The sequence below is a fragment of the Solibacillus sp. FSL R7-0682 genome, assembly GCF_038005985.1.
GTDB lineage: Bacteria > Bacillota > Bacilli > Bacillales_A > Planococcaceae > Solibacillus.
Genome location: NZ_JBBOUI010000001.1, coordinates 1488046 through 1506225 on the forward strand (window position 1 = coordinate 1488046; position 18180 = coordinate 1506225).

Sequence of the window (18180 nt, forward strand, 5' to 3'; positions counted from 1 at the left end):
ATATTTTATAGTATTATATGTTTTTTAGATTGAATATTCAGAAATTTGATGGTATTATATCCATAACACGAATCCTAAGATGTTCGTTACGTAATTGTTACCTACACTTTTGACCGAACAATTAATCGTTGGGAGCTACTTATTACCGCTGAAGCAAACATGCCCCATATGGAGCGGGAAGTTTAACGCAGCGATTGGGGCACCCCCCTAATAAAACGCGGGATCAAACGATGTTGTAACATAACGGCATTTTTGGGATTCGTCCTATTATTGTCTTACCCTTTTGCTATTTGCAAAAGGGTATTTTTTTATTAGCTTTGGAATAAAGTTCGATTAAAAGTAAGTTATAAACGCTAATTTTATATAGAAAGAAACCAACTGTTTTGAAACAAATTTTGCTCAAAACAGTTGGTTCTTTATTTTATATAGTTTGATTTTTATTATAAAGTTCGATTATTTCGGGATGCGAATATTCAATTAAAGCCCACGTTAGTTCAAAATAAAAATTAATCTTTTATGAAATACCCTCAATGTAAAGCACTATATGTGGTAAGAAATAAAATAAAACAAGTAAGCCTAAAACTGTAATTAAAAACACCCATACTTTTTTAATCTTTAATTGTACAAAAACAGATACTACTACAAGAATATTGAAAATAGCAATAGCTGTAAACCAAACTTCGTATGTTCTACTTGGGTCTGGTGAAGAAGGGTTGAATACTCCACCTAAACCAATAAGAGTTGCTAATATGAATATCAATCCGTGTACCAAAATCACCGCAAATTTAAACATTAAATTTCCCCCCATATCTTTGCAACTATCTTGCCCGATAAAAAATTCGTTCCTGCTGCTTGTTAAACAAACCTGCTGCGTTAGTAAAAACATTCCATTTGTCTATTATTCTATTAAATTGGTAATAATTCCATTAATATCGCTTTTTTAGGGGGGATATAATTGTTAGGTAAGCGGATACCCAAGTATTTAACCGCACGGGAGATCGAACATCTTCGTGAATCCTGTCATTCCCCAATGGAAAGAGCGATTTTTGAATTTATGTTTTCTACTGGTTGTCGAATTGGAGAAATCGTTACTTTTTTTCCCCAATTGCCGCGTCACTTCTAATTTATTTAGGCGGAATTATTTTTAATCTATCTACTGTAAATACCTATAATTTTGAAGATACTTCTTGTTGCACTAACCTGCTGCATTAGTGATAAATAATTATCATTTCACTGTCCATATTTTATAGATTATTTTACCATCTATTTCTATTTTTCCTGTACAGACGCCAATTTGCAAATTGATATAATCAGCCCATTGGGGGAAAAGAGATGCTAAATATTTAATTACCTTTTCGTCAGGTGTTGCATATCCTACATTATTTATTTCACTTAAATAGGCAACAAAATCTGGATATAATGCTTCCGCCCATTCTTCCACTTCAAACTCCGAATCAAAAATACGGTTATCCTCTTTATGGCTACCATTTATCCATTTAACATTTTCCATTGAATCCACCCCATTTCCAAGTTTCTTCACAATCTCTCACAATCAAATTACCACAACATTTGAAGTTTCCTAATAAATAAAAAAAGGATGTAGCCACCCACAAATATGAATCCTAATATAAACCAGATTAAAAGTATCCAGCACACCGTCAAAAAAGCCTTATTGTACCATTTGTTGTTTAGCCACTTCACGCCTTTCCTCCATTCCTAAGATTGTGATGTAAAATTATACGAATTAAATGGAACAAAGTTACATCATTAATTAAACTAACCTATCTCGTTAGTTTAAGTACATTTCTTCAATAGAGAATAGTACATAGAATTTTATTTGTGATGTGGCTTGCATGTATGAATTGATGTCGTTATAATTCCTAGTAGAATGATAAAGATTGAGGGGTAAAATGCATGTTACATCAGTTTTCTAGAAATGAACTAGCGATCGGTACAGAGGGGCTAGATAAATTAAAAAATACAACAGTTGCCATCTTAGGCGTTGGTGGAGTAGGATCTTTTGCGGCAGAGGCTTGTGCACGTAGTGGCGTGGGTCGCATTGTATTAGTCGATAAGGATAACGTAGATATAACTAATGTTAACCGCCAATTAGTCGCGTACTTATCAACGGTAGGTAAATCAAAATCAGGTGTAATGAAGGAACGCATTGCTGATATTAACCCTGAATGTGAAGTAATTGATATGCATATGTTTTACACTGAAGAAACATATGAACAGTTTTTTAACCTTGGTATTGATTATGTCATTGATGCTTCTGATACAGTAATTTATAAAATCCATATTATGAAAGAATGTTTAAAGCGTAACATTCCGATAATTTCTAGTATGGGTGCAGCGAATAAAATGGATCCAACGCGTTTTAAAATTACCGATATTTCAAAAACACATACGGATCCATTAGCTAAGGTTATTCGTACGAAATTACGTAAAGAAGGTATTCATAAAGGCATAACGGTTATTTTCTCTGACGAATCACCTGTTGTTGTGCGTCCAGAAGTAGTAGAGCATGTCGGGAAGCCAGATGCACAAATTCGTAAAGCAAAAATGCCACCATCTTCAAACGCATTTGTCCCTTCAACTGTTGGTTTATTTGCAGCAAGCTGGGTAATTAATTCGATTTTAAAAGATATTAAAATTAACCGCGTACAAGGGTAATTAATGTAAAAGTCCTTACAAACTAAACGAATTGTTTAGTTTGTAAGGGCTTTTTTTACTTAATCATATTTAATGCTTGCTGGTATGTTTCTTCAATATTTTTAGTGACAGTATGTTGATCCTTAGTAATTTTTTCAATAACAATGCATAGCTCATCGATTGAATTGGAGCTTTGGGCAATAATTGCAGCAAACTCATTTGTTGCTAAATCAACTGATTTACCATTTTTTTCGATAGAGTGGGCACTTTCAGAAAACTGAGTTAAATTTTGTTGTAAGTTTTTCATCGCGGTAAATAAATTTGTGAATGTTGTATTGGAATCATCCACCATGCGAACTTGATTTGATACATGTACAAGCCCATTTTTTAAACGCTCTAACGCCTCTTTATTAAACAAATTTACTTGTGCTAAATTTGAATCAATTTTAACAACCGTTTCATCCGTTATACTTGCTAATTTACGAATCTCATCCGCAACGACTGCAAAGCCTTTTCCATGTTCACCAGCACGAGCTGCTTCAATAGAGGCATTCAGTGCTAGTAAATTTGTTTGCTCTGTAATCTTTTGGATAGACATTGCAAATTCATTCGTTTCCGTAATTTTTTCTGATAATAATAAAAATGTCGAGTTTAACTCATTAAAGAAGGCTGTGAAGGTGTCAATTTCCTGCTTTAACGTCGTCATTGAACTAGCTCCCTCAAATGCACTAACACTAGCATGCTCAGCATCTTCGATAATTGTATTTAAATCGTGAACCATTGATTCGATTTCGGCTGTTGTTGATTCAGTGTTATTTACGATGTCTTGCACGTGTGCAGACTGTTTATGTGCGCCAATGCTAACTTCTTTTAGAGAGGCCATCATTTGCTGATGAGCTACACTTGAGCTGTTTGTGCTATCTGTAATGAGCTCCAACTTTGCGGTAATGCTTTGAACAGAAGATTCTAACCGTTGGTGAAGATCCTCTTCATGAACCGCTCGTTCGTTTGCTACAACCATTAGTTGTTCCACGTTTGTTAGCATTTTTTTATTTTGTCGGACTTGGAGCAACATGGCTACAAACATAAGGGTTTGAGTGACAAAAACATTTGCTGGGTCAACGGCAAATCCAGTCGTATCCATCGTAAAATTACAAATAAGTCCAATTGTTGAACCGATATACCCCGCAACTAAAACTGAAATTTTGTTGTGAATACTGCTTAAAATAAGGGCAAAAATGCTCAAAATTATCGTTGCTAATGTCACTTTATTTGTAGCAATAGTACCATAAACAGTAATTGTTGCTGCCACAACGACGACATATGGAAAATAATAATGTAACGCTTCAATTTTTCGCTGAATGGCATAACAAATAAATGTAAATGTGACAGGGATTATTAAAGAAAGTGCTACGCCAATAGGACGATCAATAAAAATTTGAGCAATACCACCTAGAACAGCGGCAGTCCCGTAGACAATCATTAAAATCGTATTTTTTTCGATTAAGTCTTTCTTCTTAAGTTGCTCAATAAGCATTTTGACACACCATCCTCAGGAATGATTGAATTTTCTTGAAAATTCATAGTTTTCATTAATTTATACAACAAATTCTTCCAACTGTCACGCTTTTTTGAATGACTATTCAGTAATTTCTCGGATGATTATTATTGTGGTAAAATAAATTAGTATATATAGGAAAGGAAGTTTTCTATGAAGATACAAGAATTAGAATATAAAGGGTTAAATTTACTGGATGTTGTTGGAACGGTCGAAATCGCCATAGATGCCATTAATAAAACGATTCACATATTTGATGTAGAACATATTGTCGCGCCTGAATTTCACTTTCAATCAAAGTCATATGTATTGAGTGAAGGGTTTTTCAAAATGGCAAACGTCTTAAAGCAAAAACAATTTTTTTTAGAAAATAGTGAAGAAAAGCTAGAACAATGGATTGAATTGCATGAGTGGATATTTTATAGCTCGAAGCAATCGATCAAAATGTATCGAAATGGATTAATTGAAGTACATAAATTAACTGGTCCGAATACATGTGAACAAAGTGAAGTGCATATAAAAAGATATTATCCCAAATATTTTCTACGCCTAAAGGAAAATAAATAAACTAGCAAATAACAAAATATTCTATTAAAAGGATGAAAATGAAAAAGATAAGCCGGTATTTTAGTGTTTTGTTCGATTTCAAAAAATAGCATTTTTTTTTTGCTATAGTTAGGGTACGTAAGAATACTTGCGTATGGGGATGCTTTATAGGAGGAATGGGTGCATGAATATTGAGTTAAAAAATGATTTATTAAATTTACCAAGCTTGCAGCAGCAAGTGGACACAATCGTCTTCGATTATATCGATACGAAGCCGAATTGGTCGAAAGCATTTGAACAGTTAGATGAGTTATTACAAAAGATGGCGGTTACGTTCAATAATTACGTTGAACGGAATGAGGGGGAACTGCCAAAGTCATCAACTTATTGGGTACTCTTTATGGATATTGCTTCTAAGCTTTTATACTTTACGGGGTTAGCCCATTCAAATTTAATTAATGAAAAGGATGAAGAGGCGAAAGCACACATTGTTAATATGTATAAGCTTAGTGCTGTATGTTTACCAAATCCTATTAGGGAAGAGAATGAAGAAGTATTATCAGAAATTCAAAAAAGTATTGCATACATTTCAGCTCAAGAGCCAGTTGCTGAATTATCTACGGCATGTTCTACTGATGAATGTATTCGCAAATTCGAAACTTTTGCAAAATCGTATAAATAATAGAAGCCATTCTCGCGCATGTGAGAATGGCTTCTTATATTACATAAAAATGTGAGGGAATCCTATTTAAACGTTTTTAGCTTCTCGTAAATCGCAGCCATACGCTTTTCTTCCCCTGCAATAACAGGTGTGTAAAATTCTGTGCCTACTAGTTCATCTGGTAAGTATTGCTGTTTAACCCAGCCACCAAATGTACCAATCGGGCTGTCATGAGGATATTGGTAGCCGACATGTCCAAGCTCTGTTGCTCCCGCATAATGGGCATCCTTTAAATGATTCGGAATCGTGCCGGTTTTGCCCTCATGAATCGCGGCAATGGCTGCATCAAGCGCCTTATATGCAGAATTAGATTTATCAGATAAGCACATTTCGACAACAGCAGTAGCTAATGGAATTCGAGCCTCAGGTAAACCAAGCTTAACAGCCGCTTCAGTTGCTGCTTGTACATGTGCACCAACTGCTGGATTGGCTAGGCCAATATCTTCGTAGGCCATCACAAGTAAGCGACGGCAAACTGCGATTAAATCTCCGTTTTCTAATAAGTGCGCTAAGTAATAAAGTGCTGCATTCGTATCACTACCCCGTACGGATTTCTGTAAAGCAGACAATAAATTGTAAAAATGGGAGCCACCCTTATCTCCAAATAATCCAATACGCTTAGATAGTGCTTCAATTGCATTGTCATTAAAAATGGTAACACCATTTTCTTCATCAGATGCATAATAAATTGATTCTAGTAATGTTAGCGCCTTTCTTGCATCACCATTCGAAGCGTTCGCAATGCGCTCAATTTGCACATTTGTTACTTCAATTGAATATTTTCCTAGTCCACGCTCTTCATCGTCAAGGGCAAGTCGCAGTAAATCGGCGACATCTTCAATCGTTAATCGTTCTAGCTGTAAAATTTCACCGCATCTTGAACGAATGGCAGGGTTGACATCATGGAATGGATTTTCAGTTGTTGCTCCAATTAAAACAATAGAACCATTTTCAACATGAGGTAAAAGGGTATCTTGCTGCAATTTATTAAAACGGTGGATTTCATCAATAAACAAAATGACTTTACCGCTCATTCGGGCATCTATCACAACTTGTTCAATATCCTTTTTACCTGCATGGGTTGCATTTAATGCAAAAAATGGTAACTTTGAGCTTCCTGCAATGGCGTTTGCAATTGATGTTTTCCCAACACCTGGAGGCCCATATAATAGCATCGATGGCACATGGCCCTTTTCGATCATTTTAAAAAGTGGTGTCTGTGGTCCAATAATATGTTGTTGACCTGCGATTTCTCGAATGGAACGAGGTCTCATTTTATATGCTAAAGGTTCATTATGCATGATTATTCGCTCCTTAAATCCCTTATTAACGGGGTAGTTTATGTTTTAACTCAAAAAGCTTCACGATTCGTTCTGTCTTTACATAATGATAAAGTATTTCCGAGTGGATTAAAAGGAGTTATGCTATAATGAAAAGTATCAATGGACTAGAAAAATTAGAGGTGTTAATATGAAAATTTCAACTAAAGGTCGATACGGATTAACAATAATGATTGAATTAGCGAAGCATCATGGTGAAGGACCAATTCCTTTACGTCAAATTGCTGCAGAAAAGGATTTATCAGAAGCTTATTTAGAGCAGTTAGTATCGCCATTACGTAATGCCGGGCTTGTAAAAAGTGTGCGTGGAGCATACGGCGGATATATGCTTGCCAATAAGCCTAATGAAATTTCAGCGGCGGATGTAATTCGTGTGTTAGAAGGACCAATCCAGCCAGTAGAAGGAATCGAAAATGAAGAAGCACCTCAACGTGAGTTATGGATGCGTATTCGTGATGCAGTGAAAAATGTTTTAGATACAACGACAATTGAAGATTTAGCGAAATATACGAATAATGAAGTTTCAGATGGCTATATGTTCTACATTTAGTCCGTCATTAAAGGAGTAAAACGTTTTATGAACACAATTTACCTTGACCATGCTGCCACTTCTTCTGTCGCGCCAGAAGTCATTGACGTCTATGCCCGTGCTTTAGCAGAAGTAAGTGGAAATGCATCAAGCATTCATGCTGCAGGTCGTAACGCTCGAAAAGCATTGGATGAAGCAAGGGTTACATTAGCCCAAAAAATTCATGCAAAGCCTTCTGAAGTTATATTTACAAGTGGAGGCACAGAGGCGGATAATACCGCAATTTTTGGTACAGCCTATGCGCGCCAACAGGAAGGAAAACATATCATTACTACTGCTATTGAGCATCATGCAGTTCTACATGCCTGTGAAAAGCTTGCAAAAGAAGGCTTTGACATTACGTATTTACCTGTGGATAAAACAGGACGTGTTGCCGTAGAAGATGTCCAAGAAGCGCTACGTGATGATACGATTTTAGTGACAATTATGTATGGGAATAATGAAGTTGGTACCATTCAGCCGATTGCTGAAATAGGTACTCTTTTACAAAACCATAAAGCAACTTTCCATACGGATGCAGTACAAGCTTTCGGCTTAGAAAAAATCGACGTCGAGGCGATGAATATTGATTTATTAAGTGTATCCGCTCATAAAATTAATGGACCTAAAGGGATTGGCTTTTTATATGTAAAACAAGGTGTGAAATTAGCCAATTTAATGTATGGTGGCTCTCAGGAGAAAAAACGCAGGGCCGGTACTGAGAATGTGCCAGCAGCAGTAGCATTTGCTAGAGCGGCTGAACTTGCAGAGCAAAAAGCAGAAGACCGAAAAATGCAATATAAAAACTTTAAATCCATTTTATCCGAGGAATTTGTAGCAGCTGGAATTGAGTATCACATCAATGGTCACGAAGAGTATGTATTGGCACACGTATTGAATGTGACGTTCCCTGGGACAGACGTGGAGTCCTTTTTAATAAATTTAGATATGGCTGGCGTACTCGTTTCAAGTGGATCCGCATGTACAGCAGGCTCCATTGACCCATCCCATGTCCTAGTGGCGATGTTTGGTGAAAATTCCCCAGAACTTCGTAGTTCCATTCGTTTCAGTTTTGGGTTAGGATTAACAGATGATCTAGTACGTGAAGCAGGTCAGCGTACAGCTGCCATTGTAAAGCGATTAGTTCAATAAATTATGAGAAAGACTTCGCGCCTTTTACGCGATTTGTCTAAGAAAAGGTGAATAGTAAATGGTAGAAACAAGAAATCCATCAGAAATCCGAGTAGTTGTCGGTATGTCAGGTGGCGTAGACTCGTCAGTTGCCGCGTATTTATTAAAGCAACAAGGCTACGATGTAATCGGTATTTTCATGAAGAACTGGGATGATACGGACGAAAATGGTGTTTGTACAGCAACTGAAGATTATGAAGATGTAATCGCTGTATGTAACCAAATCGGCATCCCGTACTATGCAGTCAATTTTGAAAAGCAATATTGGGACAAGGTATTTACGTACTTCTTAGAAGAATACAAAGCAGGACGTACACCAAACCCAGATGTTATGTGTAACAAAGAAATTAAATTTAAAGCATTTTTAGAGCATGCCATGAATCTTGGTGCGGATTATTTAGCAACGGGTCACTATGCCCGCGTTGATCGTACAGAGGATGAAGTGTTAATGCTTCGAGGTGTTGATAATAATAAAGACCAAACCTACTTCCTAAATCAATTGACTCAAGCGCAGCTAGAAAAGGTAATGTTCCCAATTGGTCATTTGCCAAAGCCAGAGGTGCGAAAAATAGCTGAAGAAGCAGGTCTTGCAACAGCGAAGAAAAAAGACTCCACAGGTATTTGCTTCATTGGGGAACGTAACTTCAAGGAGTTTTTAAGTCAGTACTTACCTGCGCAGCCTGGTAATATGGAAACATTTGAAGGTGAAGTGAAAGGACGTCATGACGGATTAATGTACTATACATTAGGTCAGCGTCACGGTTTAGGTATTGGTGGTGACGGTGAGCCTTGGTTCGTGCTAGGGAAGGATTTAGAGCGTAACGTATTATACGTAGGGCAAGGATTCCACCATGAAGCGTTATATTCTGAAGCATTGTCTGCAGTGAAAATGAGCTTTTCCACAAAAGAACCAAAAACAGGCACATTTAGCTGTACTGCAAAATTCCGTTATCGTCAGGAGGATTCACCAGTCGAGGTAACGATGCGTGAGGATGGTACAGCATACATCACGTTCGCAGAGCCCGTTCGTGCTATTACGCCAGGACAAGCAGTTGTTCTGTATGATGGTGAAGTATGCCTTGGTGGCGGTACAATTGATGAAGTATTTAAAAATAGTGAAAAATTAACGTATGTAGGTTAATGATTGATAGACGTTCACTTAGGTGAGCGTCTATACGTTTGTTTTGAGGTGAAAGATATGGATACAAATTACAATGAAATTGGCATTAAAGCCTTCCAAGAAAAGCGCTATGAGGATGCTGCACAAGCTTTTACGCAGGCGATTGAGGCAAATCCAGAAGATGCAGTAGGTTATGTAAACTTCGGTACACTTCTTGCCGCGATGAATGATATTGAGCGTGCAGAACGCTTCTTCCAAAAAGCAATTACAGTTGATGAAAAGGCAGCAACGGCTTATTACGGGTTAGCCAACCTTTATTATGAAGTGGAGCGTTACACAGAAGCAGCCAAGCTTTATCAAAAATCAATTGACCATGGGATTGAAGGCGCGGATGCTTTTTATATGTTAGCAAAATGCTTCGAGCGAGAAGAACAATATAAGCTAGCATTACCATTTATGCAACGTGCAGCGGAAATTGCGCCAAAGGATATTCAAATTCGTTTAGCATATGGGATTTTACTATGTACTTTAGAAATGTTTGAGCATGCAAAGCCAGAACTTGAATTCGTTATTGAAGAGGATTGGAATAATGCTGACGCCCATTACAATTTAGGTGTCTTATACGCAGTGTCTACACAAGATACAGAAAAGGCAAAATATCATTTAAAACAGGCATTTACATTACAGCCTGAATTTGACCAAGCAAAGTATATTTATGATATGATTTGCCAACGTTCAAATTAATATTTAATTAGTGGCTGTACTAAAAGATTCGATCTTTAGTATAGCCTTTTTAATTCTATGTTTCTCATAATCTGAAGCATTAAAGTGCTATTGATGTTATTTTTGTGCTATTATGGGAGTGAGTTGGAAATTAAAGTGAGGTGTTTATTATGCATACTCAATTAGATTCTGCAGACTGTATGTATTTAATTCCAGAAGAGCGATTCCAAAGATTTTGTGAATTGATCAAAGAACTAGAGTTTTTTACATTAGTACTTCCAGTTGTAAAGGATACGTATCAACGTTCAATTACGATATTAGATATTTGGTATTTAATTTCCACAGATGACCTAGATAAAATCGAAAACCCAGAAAATGCGATGATTTATCCTTATCGATACTATTTATTATCGATTGTGAAGGGGTTTTCAATAAAACGATTTATTCAATTAGCATTATATGAAAATGATAAACTAGCATTTATTTGTGCAATTTATTTGTACAAAGGAATGGATGAATTTATTGCGCAAAAGCTACATTTAGATGAAGAGATGTCAAAAAAATATAAAGAATTACAGCAATATAATACAAAAAGTAATCGGCATTATTACGATACAAAATATCAAGAACCTGAAAAATACCCGAAACAACTTGCTCAGCTACAGAGCTTAGTAGTGAATGAAATAAAATTAATCCATCAAAAATTTAAAACTCCGTTAAATTTGACAATGGAAAATATGATAACAGAATCTGAAAATATATATGAAGGCGTATTTGGATTAATTAATGACTGGGGTGGAAGAGTACCTTGATCGTATCAAATCAAATGGAGCATTTAAAAAGTCTGTATATACAATTAAAATTTGATGAAGTAATTCAATTCGCAACAATAACACTTCAAATTGCATTGCAAAAAAAGCGTTATAAAGAGGCACTAGGTAGCTATGAATTTTTAGCTTCCGCTTTCCATGAAAAAGGCGATTATGAAGCATTTATTCGTATTATGCCTGAATACGAGAAGTTAACGGTCACATATGGTACAGAGGAAAATAAACTTATCTATTATTATTTGATGAGCTTATTAAATAAGCTCGTAAAAAATTATAAGGATGCGAATGATTATGCAAAAAAATCTATTCGTTACGCCTATTTATTAAATAACGAAGAGATGGTGGCTATTAATTTCGCTAATATTGCGACGATGCAAATTTTTTTAGGAAATATTGAATTAGCAAATATGGCGGAACGGTTTGCAATCTTTTATAAAGACCGATTACCGACAAGAGGATTAAGTATTATTAGAGGGTATTCAGGGCTATTAAATTATTATGCGTTAGTAAGTGATGAAAAAGCATTTAAACAACTAAAAAATGAAATGCTTGAATATATGTCGGATGAAGTCATGTTGAATTATCAAGTCCATATTGATTTTGCTGAAGGAATATTGTATGACAAATTAGGCGATTGTGAACAAAGCTTCTTCTATTTAAAGAAAGCATATAGCTTCTTTAAAGAAAAAAAGAATCTGGTCCATTTGAGCACGATATTTCATTATTTAACATATCAAAAAAACGAAAGTGATGTAGTCGCCTTTTATGAGGAGCTAGCGGAAATCGTAGATACTTTTCAATGTGATTTTCCTCTTACAGGTGTTGAAGAAATTAAAGGCTTACAAACGGATTTGTTTTTACATGAAGCATCACATCCAGCTACCTTTAAATATCAGAATATTATAACAAAGGAAGAGATGGAACAATATGTTCAAAATGCTTTAGAAAATAAACAGCACATTATTTGTTTGCATTGGTCCTTTATGACCGATGTTGTAGAAGGCTTATTCGGAGAACTGTTTGAACGGCAATTATTATTTTCATTGTTTGAGGCGGTTATTGACGTCATTTCAGTATACTGTGCAGAAATTTTAATTCGTTCCAACAATGAAGGAGAGGCAATCTTTAAAAATTTATCGGAAACAACTTTTATAGACTTGCTAATGCAACTTGAACAAAAGTTAAAGAAATTTTTTGTTCAATCGACGACAGGTCCTATAACAATACCGGTTCATTTTGGCTATTCGAGTACAAATCAATTACCGATTGATCAATGGAGCTATGAAGAGCTAGTTGCTCATTCAGATGTAAGCTTGTATTATGCGAAAGCTCAAAGTTAATGTGAAATTTATAGTGAATTTAAAATAATTTGAAAAATATGTACAGAAGCTATACAATAATAATTAGAAAAAAGCGATGATGAAAAAAAGTAGTGAAGTTTTGTTTTTAAGAGAGCTAACGGTAGGTGAAAGTTAGTAAACGGACTTTATGAATGGGCTTTCTAGCTGCGCAGAGGAAATGCTGTGCCGTAGCACTCACGTTACGAGTATTCGAGTGGACTATGTAATTTTTTATGAATGTAGTCAATAAAGGTGGCACCACGGCTCTCCGTCCTTTACAAGCGGAGGGCCTTTTTGTGTTTTTTAAAGTAAAGTAGAGCTGAGGAGAGATAGACATGACAGTAGAGCAGAAGGATTTTGTAATGAAACAGCTAAATGGTGATACGCTTACACCGATTTTAATTTATGAAGCAATCCAAGGAAAACAGAAAGTTTTGTTTGAATCCAATGCAAAATTTAAAGCAAGTGGCCGCTATTCCTTTATTGCATTTAATCCAGTGGGAGAGCTTAAAGGCAACGAATTAGAAAGCACATACACAATTGGCAATCACGAACAAACAACAGTACAAAAGCCAGTCCTTACCGTATTAAAAGAACTATTACCTATTCGAAATGAAGAGCGTCCATTTGCATTCTTTGGGGGAGCTATTGGCTATTTCGGTTATGAAACTGCCTTTCATTTTGAACAAATTGGTGACATAGTAAACGATATATACAACATGCCAGATGTTCATGTGTATTTTTATGAAACGTTCATTGTTATCGATCATTTATTACAACAGGTGACAATTGTAGCAATGGATTTATTTGTGCAAGGAAAAACCGCTGAACAATTAGAGCAACAAGTGGAAATAATCGAGCAGATGATTCGGTCACCGTTTAATACGACCTCTCTAAAGGAGGAGTATGTACAGTTTGCACCAACGATTAAAAAAGAGCATTTTATTAAGATGGTCGAAACTGCAAAGGAACACATTCGACGGGGAGATATTTTTCAAGTGGTGCTTTCTCAAACATTTGAGGCGAACTTTTCTGGAGATGCATTCGCACTTTATCGCAAGCTTCGCACGTCAAATGCTTCACCTTATATGTTCTATATGGATTTTGACACTTATACAGTACTCGGTACGTCTCCTGAAAGTTTAGTAAAAGTTCAAAATGGTATGGTTACGACGAATCCAATTGCAGGAACAAAACCAAGAGGGAAAACAATGCAAGAGGATGAAGCAATTGCGCGTGCATTATTAGAAGATGAAAAAGAAATCGCAGAACATAAAATGCTTGTTGACTTAGGACGTAATGATGTTGGGCGTGTTGCCCAAATTGGCTCAGTAAAAGTGACGAAATATATGGAAATTGAGCGCTATAAATTTGTTATGCATATCGTATCTGAGGTAACTGGGAAATTGCGAGCTGATGCTCACTTAGTCGATGTATTAGCATCTAGTTTGCCTGCAGGTACTGTTTCAGGAGCACCAAAAATCAGAGCAATGCAAATAATAAATGAGCTTGAACAGCGTAAGCGTGGCATTTATGCTGGAGCGATCGGCTATTTATCTGTCAGTGGCAATATGGATTTAGCGCTTGCGATCCGTACAATGGTAGTCAAAGAGAATAAAGCTTATGTTCAGGCAGGGGCAGGAATTGTTTACGATTCTATTCCTGAGGATGAATATGAAGAAACGTTGAATAAAGCGAAGGCTCTTTTGGAGGTGCGCGCATGATATTATTAATCGATAATTATGATTCGTTTACGTATAATTTGTACCATCAAATTGCCCAGTTTTATCCGAATATCCAGGTTGTTCGTAATGATGCGATTACCGTGGAGGAAATTAGAGCGCTAAATCCACTAGCAATTGTGATTTCACCTGGACCAGGTGAGCCAACAGATGCAGGTATTATTATTGAAATGATACAATCCCTTTATAAAGAATATCCAATTTTAGGGATTTGCCTAGGGCACCAAGCGATTGGTGAGGCTTTCGGAGGAACAGTGCGCCGAGCTACCACGATTATGCACGGGAAGACAAGTATGCTCGCATATACAAATAAGGGGCTATTTGAATCGTTGCAACAGAAATTAGAAGTAATGCGCTATCATTCCCTTATTATTGAAAAGGAATCATTACACAAAGAGTTTGAAGTCATTGCTACATCGGATGATGATGGTGAAATCATGGCCATTCAGCACAAGGAATACCCTTTATATGGACTACAATTCCACCCAGAATCAATTGGTACTGCAGTGGGGGATACATTAATTGAAAAGTTTTTAGAAAAGGTGGGCGTACGAACATGATACCAAGGGATAAGTTTGATGTTGGCGCGATTGAAAAATTAAAGCAAGTACATCCAGAAGAAGTTGTGCTACTATTACCCCAGTTATTAGAATGGTTACAAGACTTTAATTGGCCAGTAGCTGAGCCAATGCTTGAAGTACTATTACAGTATCCAACGGAGCTAACGCCACATATCGAGCAAGTGTTAGTTGGAGACGATGACATGTGGATTTTCTGGTGCTTAACGAAAATTGTTCCGGTGCTTCCGTTTTATTCGAAAATGGTATTAGCAGACAGTGTACAAAAACTAGCGGAGCAAGAAAAAACACAATGGAATGAAGATGTAATAGAAGCCGCACAGCAAGCGTTAGTAAGCTTTGAACCTATTTGAAGTAAATGAGAGATGCCTAATCGAGAAATTTTCTTCGGTTAGGCTTTCGTTTTGCGTCCAAATTTAAATAGGCTCCGTCTATAAATATGAAAGGAGGTTTGCTTCATGGATATTGAGGAACTTATTCTTACATATGGTGACTATTTATATCGTGTCGCCTTTATTTATACGAAAAGCCATCCTGTAGCCGAAGAAGTCGTGCAGGATGTATTTTTTACTTATTATCAAAAATCTTATCAATTTGAAGGGAATGCCTCATTAAAAACCTATTTATCGAAAATGACCCGTAATCGCAGCATTGATTACTTACGTAGCTGGCAATATAAAAAACAGGTTGTGCAGGAGCTTTTTCAAGGTAAATCCAATGATATCGAACAAGCCTATATTCAAAAAGAATGGCGCGGGGAAATAACCGAAGCTGTGCTAACGTTACCGTTGAAAGACCGAGAAGTGTTATTGCTTTATTATTATGACCAAATGACAGTGACAGAAATTGCTCAGTTTTTACAGTGCTCCGTTTCGACGATAAAATCACGGCTTCAACGAGCGCGGGAAAAATTAAAGCCAAAGCTACAGAGGGAGGTGTTCGAAGATGAATAAAGAGAAATGGCAAGAAGAATTAAATGAATTACAGCTATCGGACCAACAAAAAATTCGAATCTTGAATGCTGTCAGGAAGCCTCGAGGTAAAAAAGTAGATTGGATGTATCGACTAGCTTTACCGAGCTTTATCGTATTATCGTTGTTTTTTGTTATTTTAATCATTGGGAAGAACAGTGAAATCCGAACACATCAAGCGGCAATCCCTTTAGTTGAAATTGATCATACCCGATATTTACAGGACATGCTTTTCCATTATTTCTTGCTAGTCTGTCTAGTTTTAATATGTGGCATTCTATTTTATCAAGTCATGCTTAAAACAGTACGATGGGAACAAGGAGGACTATTTGTTATCAAACAATGGATTGTAAGAAATCGTTTCCTGTATTTTGTTTTGCTTGGCTTTGTGATTATTATTAGTTTTGGATTAGGTCTTAATTTTGTTGTGCCCTTAATGGTTGTTAATACAGTTATCTTCCTGTGTATTCTATCCTTACACTTTTTCGTTTTATTATATTTAGCCTGTGACATGCCAAAAAAGAAGCATTGTCCTCATTGTCATATAGAACTTTCGGCAAAGGAAATTGGCAAAATGGGTAGAACAATCAATTCTGAGCTACGTTGTTCTTCCTGCCAAAAGCCCGTTTACTTTTCGAAAAGAACAAAACAGCTAAATGGCTATCTTTCTATTCCTATACCTCTTATCTTTTTCGCTGCAAATTGGAATGGGCTTCCATTGTACTTGTTCTTGCCGATCATTACCATTTATATACTATTTATTTTAGTGAAAATATATCCGCTATACATTGAATTGACCGATGAAGAACAATTTTTATATTAATAAAAAAGGTGTGGCTCCTATAAGAGGGCCACACCTTTCTTCGTACCTTATTGAGCTGTCATACCACCATCGATAATGAATTCAGAACCAGTTGAATAACTAGATTCATCAGATGCTAAGAATAGTACCATGTTTGAAACTTCTTCTGGTTGTGCAACGCGTTTTAAAGGAATATGTTTTGAGAATGCTTCAACTGCTGCCTTTGTATCTTCTTGTACTACCATTGGAGTTGCGATTACACCTGGGTGTACAGAGTTTACACGGATGCCCATAGGCGCTAAATTGATTGCTGCAGCTTTTGTCATACCGCGAACTGCGAATTTTGTATCTGTATAGCCAATAGCACCAGCTACTAAGCCGTTCATTGATGAAATATTAACGATTGAACCACCGCCTGCTTTCATCATTGAACCAGCAACTGCTTTCATACCTAAAAATACAGAAACTTGGTTGATATCTACAATACGACGGTATTCTTCAAGTGTTACTTCTAACATGTTTTTAGCCATTGTAATACCTGCGTTATTAACTAATACATTTACAGGACCAAAAGTTTCTTCTGCCTTCGCAATTACTGTAGCCCAATCTTCTTCAGATGTAACATTTTGTTTAACAAAGATTGCATTTTCACCTAATTCTGTAGCGAATGCATTACCTTTTTCTTCGTTTAAGTCGGTAAGAACAACCTTTGCACCTTGTTCTACGAATAATTTTGCGTGTGAAGCACCCATACCTTGAGCGGCACCTGTAATGATAACGACTTTATTGTCTAAACGACCCATTAAAAACACTCCTTCAGTGAATGAAATAATAAAAATATCTTATAACCTTAGATATTTCAATAATAGTATACAGCTAAACTATTTAGAATGCACATTTTTAGTATTAAAAAATAATTAATTTTTTAAAGCAATTTAGAAATATCTTTTTCTGCCTTTAAAGGGTTGTCTTGTGGAGCATAGCGTTTAATAATATTTCCTTCGCGGTCGACTAAAAATTTGGTAAAATTCCATTTAACTGCTTGACCAAAAAGACCTTTTGAATGGGATGTTAAATGTTGAAACAAAGGGTGAGCGTCTGTTCCATTCACTTTAATCATCTCATGCATCGGGAAAGTCACGCCATAATCTAGACGGCAAAACTCTGCAGCATCAGCTCCAGAATCTAATTCTTGTTTAAATTGATTTGAGGGAAAACCAAGAACAACAAAACCCTGATCCTTATATTTTTCATAAAGCTCCTCTAGCTGCGTGAATTGATTAGTGAATCCACATTTACTAGCAGTGTTCACAATCATCATTACTTCACCTTGATAGCGGTCTAAGTTGTACGTTTCACCTTTTTCATTTTTTACAGAAATATCGTAAAGATTCATAATGTGCCTCCATTTCTATCATATACAAATTAGTTACAAGCTAATCGTACTGAAAAATAAAATAACTGTAAAATGATACCTCCAGCAGAAAATAGAAGA

General features: G+C 36.2%; 20 protein-coding genes, 1 other RNA gene, 1 pseudogene and 1 other annotated feature. Of the genes and pseudogenes, 16 read left to right on the forward strand and 6 right to left on the reverse strand.

What is annotated here, in order from left to right; genetic code table 11:
- Positions 1 to 68: 68 nt before the first annotated feature.
- A non-coding RNA gene (ssrS, locus tag MKZ17_RS07450) (6S RNA) lies at positions 69 to 263 on the forward strand.
- Positions 264 to 514: 251 nt separating this feature from the next.
- On the opposite strand, the gene MKZ17_RS07455 is transcribed toward ssrS, so the two are convergent.
- The gene (locus MKZ17_RS07455) at positions 515 to 793 is read right to left on the reverse strand and encodes a hypothetical protein (RefSeq protein WP_340723113.1); all 279 of its coding nucleotides are present in this window, start codon (positions 791 to 793) and stop codon (positions 515 to 517) included.
- Between the two features lie 165 nt (positions 794 to 958).
- Between MKZ17_RS07455 and MKZ17_RS07460 the strand changes: the two are divergent.
- Positions 959 to 1090 (forward strand): annotated as a pseudogene (locus MKZ17_RS07460) (integrase); the annotation flags it as partial.
- Positions 1091 to 1225: 135 nt separating this feature from the next.
- On the opposite strand, the gene MKZ17_RS07465 reads toward MKZ17_RS07460, so the two are convergent.
- Complete coding sequence (locus tag MKZ17_RS07465) at positions 1226 to 1510, reverse strand: hypothetical protein (RefSeq protein ID WP_340723114.1); 285 nt, start codon at positions 1508 to 1510, stop codon at positions 1226 to 1228.
- A gap of 404 nt (positions 1511 to 1914) precedes the next feature.
- Here MKZ17_RS07465 and MKZ17_RS07470 point away from each other — a divergent pair, with 404 nt between their 5' ends.
- Positions 1915 to 2676 (forward strand): tRNA threonylcarbamoyladenosine dehydratase, encoded by a 762-nt coding sequence (locus MKZ17_RS07470; RefSeq protein ID WP_340723115.1) that lies wholly within the window; start codon positions 1915 to 1917, stop codon positions 2674 to 2676.
- Positions 2677 to 2731: 55 nt separating this feature from the next.
- Here the strand turns inward: MKZ17_RS07470 and MKZ17_RS07475 are convergent, their stop codons facing one another.
- Positions 2732 to 4192: a methyl-accepting chemotaxis protein gene (locus MKZ17_RS07475; RefSeq protein ID WP_340723116.1), complete on the reverse strand. Its 1461-nt coding sequence runs from the start codon at positions 4190 to 4192 to the stop codon at positions 2732 to 2734.
- Between the two features lie 174 nt (positions 4193 to 4366).
- Here MKZ17_RS07475 and MKZ17_RS07480 point away from each other — a divergent pair, with 174 nt between their 5' ends.
- The gene (locus MKZ17_RS07480; protein WP_340723117.1) at positions 4367 to 4780 is read left to right on the forward strand and encodes an aminopeptidase; all 414 of its coding nucleotides are present in this window, start codon (positions 4367 to 4369) and stop codon (positions 4778 to 4780) included.
- Between the two features lie 163 nt (positions 4781 to 4943).
- Entirely contained in the window at positions 4944 to 5441 is a 498-nt protein-coding gene (locus MKZ17_RS07485; protein ID WP_340723118.1) for a GTPase, read from the forward strand.
- 62 nt (positions 5442 to 5503) lie between these two features.
- Here the strand turns inward: MKZ17_RS07485 and MKZ17_RS07490 are convergent, their stop codons facing one another.
- Positions 5504 to 6781, reverse strand: a complete 1278-nt coding sequence (locus MKZ17_RS07490) for a replication-associated recombination protein A (RefSeq protein WP_340723119.1) — start codon at positions 6779 to 6781, stop codon at positions 5504 to 5506.
- A gap of 169 nt (positions 6782 to 6950) precedes the next feature.
- Here MKZ17_RS07490 and cymR point away from each other — a divergent pair, with 169 nt between their 5' ends.
- The 11 genes from cymR (at position 6951) to MKZ17_RS07545 (ending at position 16706) form a co-directional block, all read left to right on the forward strand.
- Complete coding sequence (gene cymR / locus MKZ17_RS07495; protein ID WP_340723120.1) at positions 6951 to 7370, forward strand: cysteine metabolism transcriptional regulator CymR; 420 nt, start codon at positions 6951 to 6953, stop codon at positions 7368 to 7370.
- A gap of 27 nt (positions 7371 to 7397) precedes the next feature.
- On the forward strand, positions 7398 to 8540 hold the full coding sequence (locus tag MKZ17_RS07500) for a cysteine desulfurase family protein (RefSeq protein WP_340723121.1): 1143 nt from the start codon (positions 7398 to 7400) through the stop codon (positions 8538 to 8540).
- A gap of 58 nt (positions 8541 to 8598) precedes the next feature.
- On the forward strand, positions 8599 to 9720 hold the full coding sequence (mnmA, locus tag MKZ17_RS07505) for a tRNA 2-thiouridine(34) synthase MnmA (protein ID WP_340723122.1): 1122 nt from the start codon (positions 8599 to 8601) through the stop codon (positions 9718 to 9720).
- A 57-nt stretch (positions 9721 to 9777) separates the two neighbouring features.
- Positions 9778 to 10443 carry a tetratricopeptide repeat protein gene (locus tag MKZ17_RS07510; RefSeq protein WP_340725518.1) on the forward strand — a complete coding sequence of 222 codons (666 nt, stop codon included), beginning with the start codon at positions 9778 to 9780 and terminating at the stop codon, positions 10441 to 10443.
- 149 nt (positions 10444 to 10592) lie between these two features.
- Positions 10593 to 11234, forward strand: coding sequence for an ATPase (locus tag MKZ17_RS07515; protein ID WP_340723123.1), 642 nt, complete (start codon positions 10593 to 10595; stop codon positions 11232 to 11234).
- Complete coding sequence (locus tag MKZ17_RS07520) at positions 11231 to 12592, forward strand: hypothetical protein (RefSeq protein WP_340723124.1); 1362 nt, start codon at positions 11231 to 11233, stop codon at positions 12590 to 12592. Before MKZ17_RS07515 ends, MKZ17_RS07520 begins: the two co-directional genes overlap by 4 nt.
- A 67-nt stretch (positions 12593 to 12659) precedes the next feature.
- Positions 12660 to 12871 (forward strand) — a binding site (T-box leader).
- Between the two features lie 56 nt (positions 12872 to 12927).
- Positions 12928 to 14316, forward strand: coding sequence for an anthranilate synthase component I (gene trpE, locus MKZ17_RS07525; protein ID WP_340723125.1), 1389 nt, complete (start codon positions 12928 to 12930; stop codon positions 14314 to 14316).
- Entirely contained in the window at positions 14313 to 14894 is a 582-nt protein-coding gene (locus MKZ17_RS07530) for an anthranilate synthase component II (RefSeq protein ID WP_340723126.1), read from the forward strand. The genes trpE and MKZ17_RS07530 overlap by 4 nt, the downstream gene beginning before the upstream one ends.
- Positions 14891 to 15265: a DUF5071 domain-containing protein gene (locus tag MKZ17_RS07535; RefSeq protein WP_340723127.1), complete on the forward strand. Its 375-nt coding sequence runs from the start codon at positions 14891 to 14893 to the stop codon at positions 15263 to 15265. Before MKZ17_RS07530 ends, MKZ17_RS07535 begins: the two co-directional genes overlap by 4 nt.
- A 105-nt stretch (positions 15266 to 15370) precedes the next feature.
- On the forward strand, positions 15371 to 15865 hold the full coding sequence (locus MKZ17_RS07540; protein WP_340723128.1) for an RNA polymerase sigma factor: 495 nt from the start codon (positions 15371 to 15373) through the stop codon (positions 15863 to 15865).
- On the forward strand, positions 15858 to 16706 hold the full coding sequence (locus MKZ17_RS07545) for a hypothetical protein (protein WP_340723129.1): 849 nt from the start codon (positions 15858 to 15860) through the stop codon (positions 16704 to 16706). Before MKZ17_RS07540 ends, MKZ17_RS07545 begins: the two co-directional genes overlap by 8 nt.
- Before the next feature lie 47 nt (positions 16707 to 16753).
- On the opposite strand, the gene MKZ17_RS07550 is transcribed toward MKZ17_RS07545, so the two are convergent.
- Both MKZ17_RS07550 and MKZ17_RS07555 read right to left on the reverse strand, forming a co-directional pair.
- Entirely contained in the window at positions 16754 to 17488 is a 735-nt protein-coding gene (locus MKZ17_RS07550) for a glucose 1-dehydrogenase (protein ID WP_340723130.1), read from the reverse strand.
- A gap of 122 nt (positions 17489 to 17610) precedes the next feature.
- Positions 17611 to 18081 carry a glutathione peroxidase gene (locus tag MKZ17_RS07555; RefSeq protein WP_340723131.1) on the reverse strand — a complete coding sequence of 157 codons (471 nt, stop codon included), beginning with the start codon at positions 18079 to 18081 and terminating at the stop codon, positions 17611 to 17613.
- Positions 18082 to 18180: the final 99 nt, after the last annotated feature.